At 66.8% G+C, this 11458-nt stretch carries 11 protein-coding genes; 7 read left to right on the top strand and 4 right to left on the bottom strand.

The window, feature by feature from the left end; translation table 11 throughout:
• Positions 1-77 precede the first annotated feature (77 nt).
• From BX604_RS27955 to BX604_RS27945, 3 genes are all read left to right on the top strand, one after another.
• The gene (locus tag BX604_RS27955) at positions 78-470 is read left to right on the top strand and encodes a nuclear transport factor 2 family protein (protein ID WP_098554103.1); all 393 of its coding nucleotides are present in this window, start codon (positions 78-80) and stop codon (positions 468-470) included.
• 79 nt (positions 471-549) lie between these two features.
• Positions 550-1005 (top strand): RbsD/FucU family protein, encoded by a 456-nt coding sequence (locus BX604_RS27950; RefSeq protein ID WP_098554102.1) that lies wholly within the window; start codon positions 550-552, stop codon positions 1003-1005.
• A gap of 189 nt (positions 1006-1194) precedes the next feature.
• On the top strand, positions 1195-1632 hold the full coding sequence (locus BX604_RS27945) for a DoxX family protein (protein WP_096506655.1): 438 nt from the start codon (positions 1195-1197) through the stop codon (positions 1630-1632).
• Positions 1633-1738: 106 nt separating this feature from the next.
• Here the strand turns inward: BX604_RS27945 and BX604_RS27940 are convergent, their stop codons facing one another.
• Complete coding sequence (locus BX604_RS27940; RefSeq protein WP_098554101.1) at positions 1739-3049, bottom strand: MFS transporter; 1311 nt, start codon at positions 3047-3049, stop codon at positions 1739-1741.
• Between the two features lie 316 nt (positions 3050-3365).
• Positions 3366-4502: a branched-chain amino acid ABC transporter substrate-binding protein gene (locus tag BX604_RS27935; RefSeq protein WP_098555010.1), complete on the bottom strand. Its 1137-nt coding sequence runs from the start codon at positions 4500-4502 to the stop codon at positions 3366-3368.
• 643 nt (positions 4503-5145) lie between these two features.
• Between BX604_RS27935 and BX604_RS27925 the strand changes: the two genes are divergently transcribed.
• Positions 5146-5940, top strand: coding sequence for an AraC family transcriptional regulator (locus tag BX604_RS27925; RefSeq protein ID WP_098554100.1), 795 nt, complete (start codon positions 5146-5148; stop codon positions 5938-5940).
• Positions 5941-6009: 69 nt separating this feature from the next.
• On the opposite strand, the gene BX604_RS27920 is transcribed toward BX604_RS27925, so the two are convergent.
• Positions 6010-6270: a hypothetical protein gene (locus BX604_RS27920; protein ID WP_098554099.1), complete on the bottom strand. Its 261-nt coding sequence runs from the start codon at positions 6268-6270 to the stop codon at positions 6010-6012.
• A gap of 284 nt (positions 6271-6554) precedes the next feature.
• A complete protein-coding gene (locus tag BX604_RS27915) occupies positions 6555-8447 on the bottom strand; it encodes a bifunctional sugar phosphate isomerase/epimerase/4-hydroxyphenylpyruvate dioxygenase family protein (RefSeq protein ID WP_098554098.1) in 1893 nt (630 codons plus the stop codon).
• 256 nt (positions 8448-8703) lie between these two features.
• On the opposite strand from BX604_RS27915, the gene aroQ reads away from it, so the two are divergent.
• From aroQ to BX604_RS27900, 3 genes are read left to right on the top strand one after another with little or no spacing between them, the layout of a single operon-like run.
• Complete coding sequence (gene aroQ / locus BX604_RS27910) at positions 8704-9159, top strand: type II 3-dehydroquinate dehydratase (protein WP_096506634.1); 456 nt, start codon at positions 8704-8706, stop codon at positions 9157-9159.
• A complete protein-coding gene (locus BX604_RS27905) occupies positions 9156-10010 on the top strand; it encodes a shikimate dehydrogenase (protein WP_098554097.1) in 855 nt (284 codons plus the stop codon). The genes aroQ and BX604_RS27905 overlap by 4 nt, the downstream gene beginning before the upstream one ends.
• A gap of 36 nt (positions 10011-10046) precedes the next feature.
• On the top strand, positions 10047-11396 hold the full coding sequence (locus BX604_RS27900; protein WP_098554096.1) for an MFS transporter: 1350 nt from the start codon (positions 10047-10049) through the stop codon (positions 11394-11396).
• The last annotated feature ends 62 nt before the right edge of the window (positions 11397-11458 follow it).

Below are 11458 nucleotides of genomic sequence, written 5' to 3'. Positions count from 1 at the left end.
CGAGGCCGGCGACGATAGCAGCACGCGGACCCGAAAGGTTCGCGACATCGTTTCTCACCGACACAAGGAGCCTCGCCATGAACACCGCCCAAACCGCCCGGTCCGCTCACGCCAACCTGATCGACCGCTACATCGACGCATGGAACGAATCCGACGTCGCGCGCCGTCGTGCGCTGATCGATGCGACCTACGCGAGCGACGCCGCCTATCGCGATCCGCTGATGGCCGGCGACGGCCACGCCGGCATCGACACGATGATCGCCGCGGTGCAGGAGCGTTTTCCCGCGTACCGCTTTCACCGCACGACCGACGTCGACGGGTTCGGCCAGCACCTGCGGTTCTCGTGGGCGCTCGTGTCGCCCGACGGCGCGGCGATCGTGAAGGGCTCGGATTTCGGCACCGTCGATGCGTCCGGGCGTCTGAAGTCGGTCACGGGTTTCATCGACGAAATGCCGGCCGCGGCGGCGTGACGCGAACGACGCACGCCCGGCCGCCGCCGGGATCGGGTAACGTTATGCAATTCGTTCCCGATCCCGGAGACTTGCCGACATGCTGAAGAATCTCGATCCGCTGTTGCACGCCGACATCCTGCACGCGCTGCGCGCGATGGGCCACGGAGATGAAGTCGCGATCTGCGACGCGAACTTTCCGGCCGAATCGGTTGCGCAGCACACCGTCGTGGGTCGTGCGCTGCGCATCGACGGCGCGGACTCGGCGCGCGTCGCGCGCGCGGTGCTGTCCGTGCTGCCGCTCGACACGTTCGTCGACACGCCTGCATGGCGGATGGAAGTCGTCGGCGATCCGGCCGCCGTGCCGCCCGTGCAACGCGAGGTGCAGGCCGAGATCGATCGCGCGGAAGGGCGCGCGGTGCCGCTCGCGGGCATCGACCGGTTCGCGTTCTACGAGCGCGCGCAGCACGCGTATGCGGTGATCGTCACCGGCGAGTTGCGCGGCTACGGCTGCTTCCTGTTCAAGAAGGGCGTGCTGTTGAGCGACGCGGGCTAAACGCCTTTCCGTCGCACCTGCTGGCCGGCGCACCCGCCGCAGTGTAAAGATTTGCTACAACCTTTTGCTTGGACACCGCGGAAAGACCCTCTATGCTGGCCCATTTGCCGCGGGCCCCGCAGGGTTGCGCGGCCCGAACCGCACGGCACGCTCCGTGCGGACGGCCGAATTGCATACGAGGAGAAAGGCATGACGCGTACCGTCGATTCCGGCGTCATTTTTTTCGCACGCCTGGCGCTGGCGGCGTTGTTCTTGTGGGGCGGCATCATGAAGCTGCTCGGCTACAGCGACTTCGTCGCGTATCTGCACGCGCTGAACGTGCCCTATCAACAGGTCGTCGCGCCGATCGTCGTCGCGATCGAGGGGCTGGGCGGCCTGCTGCTGATCGTCGGCTACAAGGTGCGCCCGCTCGCGCTGCTGATGGCGGTCTATACGATCGCGACCGCGATGGTCGGGCACAATTTCTGGGACGCGACCAACGCCGCCGTCCAGCACGACATGGTGATCCACTTCTGGAAGAACGTTGCGATCTCCGGCGGTTTCCTGCTGCTGTTCGTGACGGGCGCCGGTGGTGCGAGCATTGACGCGCTGCGTCGTCCGAGCTCGTCGTACGGCGTGCTGCGTTGAACTGAGCCGCCCCGCGCTGTCGCGCTGAAGCAAATCAAAAGGGCCGAATCCCGCGGTGTGCGGGATTCGGCCCTTTGTTCATGAAGCGGCGCGTGCGCGCCGGCGTTCAGCGTGCGTCCTTCAGGTCCTTCGCATCCTTCGAGAACTGCACGGCGATGCCGCCGAGCACACAGATCACGGCGACGTACACCACCGGTGCGAGCGGGTTCGACTTCATCATCAGCGACACGATCACGGGCGTCAGGCCGCCGAAGATCGCATACGCGACGTTGTACGAGAACGAGATGCCCGAGAAGCGCACGACGGCCGGGAAGCTGCGCACCATCACGAACGGCACCGCGCCGATCGTGCCGACCATGAAGCCGGCGATCCCGTAGTACAGCGGCAGCGTCGACGCGTCGGCCGCGACCTGCGCGAACAGCAGGTAATAGGACGCGGCCAGCCCGAGGCCGCCGATGCCGAGCACGCGCTTCGCGCCGATCCGGCCCGCGAGCGAGCCGGCGGTGATGCAGCCGGCCGTCAGGCACAGCGTCGCGACGCTGTTCGCGAACAGCGTGGTCGCGGGCGTCAGGTGGAACTGCTTCTGCAGCAGCGCGGGCGTCATCAGGATCACGACGACGATCGCCGCCGACAGCATCCACGTGAGCAGCATCGACACGATCACGGCGCGGCCGTGGTCGCGCAGCACGGCCTTCAGCGGGATCTCGGCCGCGAGCGCCTTCTTCGCCTTCATCTCGGCGAACACCGGCGTTTCGTGCAGCCAGCGGCGCAGGTACACGGAGAACAGGCCGAACACGCCGCCGAGCAGGAACGGAATGCGCCACGCGAACGCGGTGACTTCGGCGCCCGAATAGCGGCTGTTGACGCCGGCGGCGACGAGCGAGCCGAGCAGGATGCCGGCCGTGAGGCCCGCGGTCAGCGTGCCGCACGCATAGCCGATGTGGCGCGACGGCACGTGTTCGGACACGAACACCCACGCGCCCGGCACTTCGCCGCCGACCGCGGCGCCCTGCAGCACGCGGAACAGCAGCAGCAACACCGGTGCGAGGATGCCGACCGTGTCGTAGGTCGGCAGCAGGCCCATCAGCAGCGTCGGCACCGACATCATCAGCACGCTCAGCGTGAACATCCGCTTGCGGCCGAACAGGTCGCCGAAGTGCGCCATGATCACGCCGCCGAGCGGACGCGCGAGATAGCCGGCCGCGAAGATGCCGAAGGTCTGCAACTGGCGCAGCCAGTCGGGGATGTCGTGCGGGAAGAACAGCTGCCCGATCGCGGGCGCGAAGAACACGAAGATGATGAAGTCGTAGAACTCGAGCGCGCCGCCGAGTGCGGCAAGGCCAAGGGTTTTGTAGTCGCTGCGCGTGAGCGCGCGTTCGGCGGCGCGAGGCACGCCGCTCAATTCGGAAGCTTGCATGGTCAGAACGATCGGTATTCGAATGTTGTTGTCGGTGCTGCGTCTCCAGGCCCGCTTATTGGCCGGACTGACTAGGCGCGCCTGCGTCGTCGAATGTGTGCCGAGCGCCGGATAGGACGCGCGACACGCACCGTCGCACCGGGATGGGGCGCAACGGAGACGAAGCGTGAAAGCGGGTGGGGGGATTCTACAGGAGCGCGAAATACGCGCGCGCAGGGCTGCGCCGAGGAAGGCTTCGGACTTCGCCGAACGTGAAATGCACGCGGCGCGGCATGCGGATGAACCGCTTGCCGCGCCGCGCGGGACAGACGCCGGATCAGTTGCCGGCGATCGTGTCGACCGGCTTGAACGCGCCGTGCTCGACCTTGTAGATCGTGACCGGCGCATCCTTCAGGTCGCCCTTCGCGTCATACGCGATGCTCGGCGCCGACACGCCCTTGACCGACACCTTGCCGAGATACGGCGTATAGACCTTCGGGTCGGTCGAGTTCGCGTTCTTCATCGCGGTGAGCAGCGCCATCGTGCCGTCGTACGAGTAGGGCGAGTAGGTGATCACGTCTTCGTTGAAGCGTGCCTTGTAGCGTGCCGCGTAGCCGGCGAAGCCCGGCATCTTTTCCTTCGGCAGCCCGCCCATGTAGACGATCGCGCCTTCGGCCGCTTCGCCGCCGACCTTCAGGAAGGTCGGCGAGCGCGACATCTCGCCGGTCACGAAGGCCGACTTCATGCCGAGCTGGCGCATCTTGCGGATCATCGGCGACGATTGCGCATCGCCGCCGCCGTAGAAGATCGCGTCGGGGTTGATGCCCTTCAGGTTGGTCAGGATCGCCGAGAAGTCGAGCGCCTTGTCGTTCGTGAAGTCGCGCTTGACGATCGTGCCGCCCGCGGCCTGCACCGCCTTCGCGAATTCGTCGGCGATGCCCTGGCCGTAGGCCGTGCGATCGTCGATGATCGCGACGCGCTTGAAGTGCAGCGTCTTCACCGCATACGTGCCGACGATGCGGCCGGCCTGCGCGTCGCTCGTCAGCAGCCGGAAGGTCGTCTTGTAGCCGCGCGCCGTGTATTGCGGCGACGTCGCCATCGAGATCTGCGGCAGCCCCGCGCGATCGTACAGGTCGGACGCGGGAATGCTCGTGCCCGAGTTGAAGTGGCCGATGATCCCGCTGACGTTGTCGTCGATCAGCCGCTGCGCGACGGTGGTGCCGGTGCGCGGGTCGGCCTGGTCGTCCTGCGAGTCGAGCTGGAACGTGACAGGCTTGCCGCCGATCGTCGGATGCGTTGCGTTGAAGTCGGCGATTGCGAGTTGCACGCCCTTCTGCATGTCGGTGCCGTAGTTCGACTGCGGTCCCGTCAGCGGTGCGGCGAAACCGATCTTGACGACGTCGGCGGCAATGGCGTGTGCGCCCGACAGTGCGCAGGCAGCAGCCAGCGCGACGTGCGATACCTTCAGCTTCACTTTCACTTCCCCTTGATGGCATGGTTGGGCCGCCGCCGGCTGGCTGGCCGGTGCGGTAAGCCGGGCGAGACGTATCGGTTGGCCGGCCTGGGTGAAAGCCGTGCGGGCTCGCCGGACGCTGCGCGCTGTGCCGGAATCTGCGTGCGGGGCGGCGGCGGGATGTCGTCTCGTGACCGTTGAGCGAAGTCTAGGTAGCGAAAATACGCGCGTCTTGCGCGTTCGGTACGCAACCGGCGACGATTTCGGCATATCGTCGAATACCCTGATATATGCTGAAATCGTCATTCTTGATGCGCAAACGCGCCAAGACGCGATGCGCCGGCATTTTTAGGATGGCGGGTTCGGGCGCGCGTGGCCGAGGTGTCGATGCGGTTCGCTCCGGCATCGCGGCGCAGCGCTGGTGTGATGTGGCGGAACGTGCGGAATGTACGAGCGTGCTTCACAGCGCGGCGCCACACGCGGCGTAGTCGTTGCGCACACAACCGCACGACACGCCGCCCGCTGTCGGCCATCGTCAGCCGACGACTACCCGCCGTACTCCGCCGTGCCCGCGGATTGCACTGCCTCCCGGGATCGCCGCCACGCGTTCGAGGGGGCGCTCCTATAATCGACGCCATCAGCCACTCGCTTTGCAGATTCCGGGATGACGACCTTGCTTGCCGTACCGCCCATGAGCCTGTCCGACACGTTGCGCTACCAGCCCGACAATGCCGATTTCGGCGCGATGCTCGCGCACTTCCGCCTGCTCGAACCGGTGTTCGACGCGCTGCCCGACGTCGCGTTCTTCGTGAAGGACGCGAACGGTCGCTACGCGCTCGTCAATCGCACGCTCGCGATGCGCTGCGGCTACAAGGACAAGCGCGACCTGCTCGGCAAGACGACCGACGAAGCGTTTCCGCGCCGCTTCGGCCGCACCTATTTCGAGCAGGACATGGCGACGATCAACGCCGGCCAGCAACTGATGGACCAGCTCGAGCTGCATCTGTATCCGGGGCGTCAGCCGGGCTGGTGCCTGACCTGCAAGGAGCCGCTGCGCGATGCAGCCGGCAAGGTGATCGGGCTCGCGGGTATCTCGCGCGACCTGAAGGCGCACGAAGGGTCGCACCCGGCGTACAGCAAGCTCGCCGACGTGGTCCAGCACATCCAGGATCACTACGTGCAGCCGCTGAACCTGAAGCAGCTCGCGCAGATGGCCGGGATGTCGGTCGCGCAGCTGGAACGCTACTTTCACAAGGTGTTCCACCTGACGCCGCGCCAGGTGCTGTTGAAAACGCGGCTCGATGCGGCCACGGCGCTGCTCGTCACGCACGACAAGGTGACGGATGTCGCGGCGTTATGCGGCTATACGGATCACAGCGCGTTCACGCGCCAGTTCAAGGCGACGGTCGGCGTGACGCCGACCGAATACCGGCTGATGTTGCAGGACCGGGCTGGCTGACGCGACGCGCCGGGCGCGTGCGGGCAGGTCCGGAAGTTCGGGGCGGGGCTGGAACGGGAAAGCGGCGGCTCAGCGGTAGCCGAGCCCTTTCAGGATGGCCGTGCCATCTTCGGTGAGCCGGAAGCTCGGTGCCGTATCGGCGTCGAGCCTGACCATCTCGACGAGGCCGGCTTCCTGCAGCGCAGGCAATTCGGGTTTGGCGTTCGCGCTGATCGGTGCATGCAGCAGCACGAGCAGCGTCGCGATTTCATGATGGCTGAGCAGACGACGCAACATCGTCTTCTTCGGGGGTGCGGCCGGGCGGCCCGCGGGTGCTTCTACGGCGCTCATCGCTGTCCTCCATTTCGGGATTTCCATCGGGTACTGGTTGCGGATGGTGCCGTCGAAGACTTAAGCGATTCTTAAAACCGCGGTGCTGCCGCGGATGCTGCGCTGCGGCGAGCGTTACCGGATGTAACCCCCGCCGGGCGGCCGTCTCCGGCCGCAGGCGGTGCGCCTTGTCGGGCGGGCGAAACCCCGGCATTCACCATAATGGTGCACCGGGCGACGTGCGTCGCCGGGCCGCACCGTTTTTTCAGCCGGTTCGGCGCCGAAACGACACGTCATTCCTTCCCTTATTTCCTGCGCTGGGCCTGCGCGGCAAGGCGCACGGCGGCATTCGCCGCGCCATAGCCGTCGTAGCCGCCGCGCCGCTCGACGATTTCGAGCGAGAAGCGGTTGTCGACCAGTTCCGTGTACGCATGCAGGAATTCGCCGCCGTGCTCGTCGCGGTCGTACAGCAGGTGGTGCGCGCTCAGCGTGTCGATCAGTTCGTCCGACAACGCGTAGCGTGCGGCGAGATCGTCGTAGTAGTTCGCCGGAATCCGCAGGAACGGCACGCCGTCGGCGGCGAACGCGGCGATTGTCTTCACGATGTCGTCGGTCCGGAACGCGACGTGATTCAGTCCCGTGCCGTGATAGCGGTCGAGCGATTCGGCGACGGCCGTATGGCGGTCGACCGACGCATTCAGCGCGATCCGCACCGAGCCGTCCGCACTGCGCACCGCGCGGCTGCGCATCAGCCCGTACGGATCGGGCACCAGCCAGCTGCGCTCGGCCTCGAAACCGAATGCCGTCTTGAAGAACAGGATCCAGGTGTCGAGCGCGTCGGCCGGCAGCGCGAGACACACGTGGTCGATACCCGTCAGCGGGCCGACCTCGCTCGGACCGTCGATGTCGGTCAGCACGAAGTCCGATTCATAGAGCGTCGGCGCGTTCGGCGCCTCGTCGACGAAATATTCGAGGCTGCCGTCCGGTGCCTGCACGCTCGGCAGCACGCGCTCGTTCGGGCCGACGCGCCCGGAAAACGGTGCGTAGCCGAAGCCGGCCGCGCGTTCGAACGCCACTTTCGCGTCGTCGACGCGGAGCGCCGATGCGCACAGCGACAGCCCGTGCTGCTGGAAGAACGCGTCGGCGAACGAGTCGCGCTCGGCGTTCAGCACGATCGACGCGGCGCCGTGCTGGAACAGCGTCACGTCCTTCGACCGATGACGGCCCGCGAGCCGGAAGCGCATCCGGCCGAGCCATGCGCCGACGGTGGCCGCCGCCTGCGGGTCCACCGCGAATTCGAGGAACTGGAATCCGACGTGCGCGGCCGGTGCCGGCGGCGCGAACAGCGGCTGGCTGGCCGCCGGCGCGTGGCCGTCCTGTGCGAGCCGCGCGCGTGTCAGTTCTTCCAGATAGAGCAGCGAACGATGACCGTCGGCGGCCGTGATCGCGGTCGGGGCGGCGCGGAAGCCGTCGTTGAAGATCTCGAGCGACAGCGGCCCCGTATAACCGGACTCGATCACGCGGGCCGTAAAGCGCGCGAGATCGAAGTCGCCCTGGCCGGGGAACGAGCGGTAGTGGCGGCTCCATTCGAGCACGTCCATCGCCAGTTTCGGCGCATCGGCGATCTGGACGAACGCGATCCGGTCGCCGGGGATGTCGGCGATCGCGTCGGGCGAGTCGTCGAGCGACAGCGTATGGAAGCTGTCGAGCGCGAGCCCGAGGTGCGGGCTGTTCACCGCGTTCACGAGCCGCCATGCATGGCCGTACCGGTTCACGACGCGGCCCCACGCGAGCGCCTCGTAGGCGACGATCACGCCGGCCTCCCGCGCCGCCTCGGCCAGCGCGCCGAGCTGGTCGACCAGCAGCGCATCGTCGGCGATCGTGTCGGGCGACACGTTGCTGCACACCAGGATGCGGTCGGTGCCGAGCGCGTGCATCACGTCGAACTTGCGCCGGGCGCGGTCCAGATTGCGGGCGAGCTGGGCGGCGCTCACGCCTTCGAAGTCGCGAAACGGCTGGAACAGCACGATGTCGAGGCCGAGATCGGCGGCCATGCGTCGGACGTCGGCGGGCGATCCGTCGAAGTAGACGAGGTCGTTCTCGAAGATTTCGACGCCGTCGAAACCGGCTGCCTGGATGGCGGCGAGCTTTTCGGCGAGCGTGCCGGACAGTGACACGGTGGCGATCGAGCGCTGCATGGGCGAATCCTGCGGATGAGCGGGGTGTGGCGCCGGCCGAATCGGACCAGAATGAACCAGTCGTTGAGTTCCGGGCGAGCGCCATATCCCGAATTTACTGGGGAAGTGAGGCGAATTATACAAACTAACTAGATGGTACAAATTAGCGAAAACCCGAAAAGACAGCGTGCGCGTGCCGGCGCACACTAGCGCCACTTCCTGATGTCACGGGGCTGAGTCGATCATGTTCAGCCCCTGTTTTTGGAGCAGAATCGTCATGAGCAAGTACAAGGTGCTGGTGCTGAACGGCCCCAACCTGAATCTCCTGGGGACCCGCGAGCCCCATATCTACGGCGCGGAAACGCTCGCCGACGTCGAGCAGCGTTGCCATGCGGCGGCCGAGGGGCTCGGGCTGGAGGTCGACTTCCGTCAGTCGAACGCCGAGCACCAGCTGATCGACTGGCTGCATGCTGCGCGCCACGACACCCACGGCATCGTGATCAACCCGGCTGCCTACACGCACACGTCGGTCGCGCTGGCCGACGCGCTTTCCGCGATCGCGAAGCCCGTGATCGAGGTGCATATCTCGAACGTGCATCGCCGCGAGGCATTCCGTCACCACTCGTACGTATCGGCGGTTGCCGAAGCCGTGATTTGCGGCTGCGGTACCGACGGCTACCTGTTTGCGTTGCAGCGCCTGTCGACCCTGTTTGCGCGAGGAGCCGCACGATGAACCGCCCGTCCTTTCTGATCGGCCTGATCGGCCAGGGTATCGGCGGCTCGCTGTCGCCCGCGATGCATGAGGAAGAAGGATTCCGCCAGGAATTCGGCTACGTCTACCGGCGCATCGATCTCGACGCGCTCGGCCTGACCGTCGACGCGCTGCCGCAATTGCTCGATGCCGCGCAGCGGATGGGCTACAACGGACTGAACATCACGCATCCGTGCAAGCAGCGCGTGATCGAGCACCTCGACGCGCTGTCGGACGACGCGCGCGCGCTCGGCGCGGTGAACACCGTGCTGTTCAAGGACGGCAAGCGGATCGGCCACAACACCGACTGGTCGGGCTTCGCGAAGTCGTTCCGCCGCGGGCTGCCCGACGCGTCGCTCGAACGCGTGGTCCAGCTCGGTGCGGGCGGCGCGGGTGCGGCCGTCGCGCATGCCGCGCTGCAGATGGGTGCGGCCGAACTGACGATTTTCGACGTCGACGGTACGCGCGCCGCCGGTCTCGCGGCCGAACTGCAGCAGCGCTTTCCCGCGGCGCGCGTCACGCCGGGCAGCGATCTCGCGGCCGCGATGCAGGCGGCCACGGGCCTGATCCACGCAACGCCGACCGGCATGGCCAAGCACCCCGGCCTGCCGTTGCCGGCCGAACTGCTTCACGCGGGGATGTGGGTGGCCGACATCGTGTATTTCCCGCTCGAAACCGAACTGATCCACGCCGCGCGCGCGGCCGGCTGCGCCACGCTGCCGGGCGGTGGAATGGCCGTGTATCAGGCGGTCGACGCATTCGAGATCTTTACCGGACGCACGCCGGACGCCGAGCGGATGTTCGACCACTTTCAGTCGCTCGTCGCGCGCTGACCCCATAGATACGTAAAGAGAGACCAGGAGACGACCATGCAGCACACCACTCCCACGAATGCCGCGCCCGCGCAGGCGGCCGGCACGGTCCGGCGCACGTCGGCGCGCTACAAGATTCTCGCGCTGCTCGCGATCGGCACGATGATCAACTATCTCGACCGGACCGTGCTGGGGGTCGCTGCACCGCAGCTCACCAAGGAGCTCGGCATCAACGCGGCGGTGATGGGCATCATGTTCTCCGCGTTTTCGTGGACGTATGTCGCGGCGCAGGTGCCGGGCGGGCTCTTTCTCGACCGCCTGGGCAGCAAGGTCACTTATTACTGGTCGATGACGCTGTGGTCGCTGTGCACGTTCCTGCAGGGCTTCGTGCCCGGCGTCGGGACGCTGCTCGCGTGCCGCCTCGGCCTCGGTGTCGCGGAGGCGCCGTGCTTCCCCACCAACAGCCGCGTCGTCGCGACGTGGTTCCCGCAGAGCGAGCGCGCGATGGCGACGGGCACCTATACCGTCGGCGAATACATCGGCCTCGCGTTCTTCAGTCCCGTGCTGTTCGCGCTGATGGGCGCGTTCGGCTGGCGTTCGCTGTTCTGGGTCGTCGGCGCGATCGGCATCGTGTTCGGCCTCGTCTGGTGGAAGCTCTATCACGAGCCGCGCAACCATCCGGGCGCGAACGCCGAGGAACTCGCGTACATCGAAGCGGGCGGCGGCCTCGTGCACGGCGCCCGCAAGAGCGGCGCGGCTGAAAAGGGCGGCAAGGGCGAACAGAAGCAGTTCAGCTGGTCGATGGCCGGCCGGCTGCTGAAGAAGCGCCAGCTCGCGGGCATCTGCCTCGGCCAGTTCGCCGGCAACTCGACGCTCGTGTTCTTCCTGACCTGGTTCCCGACCTATCTTGCAACCGAACGCCACATGGGCTGGCTGAAGATCGGCTTCTTCGCGGTGATGCCGTTCATCGCCGCGTCGGTTGGCGTGATGTTCGGCGGGATCTTCTCCGACTGGCTGCTGCGTCGCGGCAAGTCGGCGAACATCGCGCGCAAGCTGCCGATCATCGCGGGCCTGCTGCTGGCGTCGACGATCATCCTCGCGAACTACGTGCAGAGCAACGAGGCTGTGATCGCGATCATGTCGGTCGCCTTCTTCGCGCAGGGAATGGCCGCGCTCGGCTGGACCCTCGTGTCGGACATCGCGCCGGACGGCTTGCTCGGCGTGACGGGCGGCATCTTCAACCTGGCGGCGAACCTCGCGGGGATCGTGACGCCGCTCGTCGTCGGCTTCATCGTCGCATCGACCGGCTCGTTCGTCGGCGCGCTCGTGTTCATCGGCGTGATCGCGCTGATCGGCGCGCTGTCGTACATCTTCGTCGTCGGCGACATCAAGCGGATCGAACTGTAAGTCACGGCTCCACGCACTCTCGGTGCGTTCGCCCGGCGGCCCCAAAGGGCCGTCGGGCTTTT

The organism is Burkholderia sp. JKS000303 (genome assembly GCF_002563755.1).
Taxonomy (GTDB): Bacteria; Pseudomonadota; Gammaproteobacteria; order Burkholderiales; family Burkholderiaceae; genus Burkholderia; species Burkholderia anthina_B.
The sequence above is the reverse complement of the archived record's forward strand: the minus strand, read 5'-3'. Positions and strand labels throughout refer to the sequence as shown.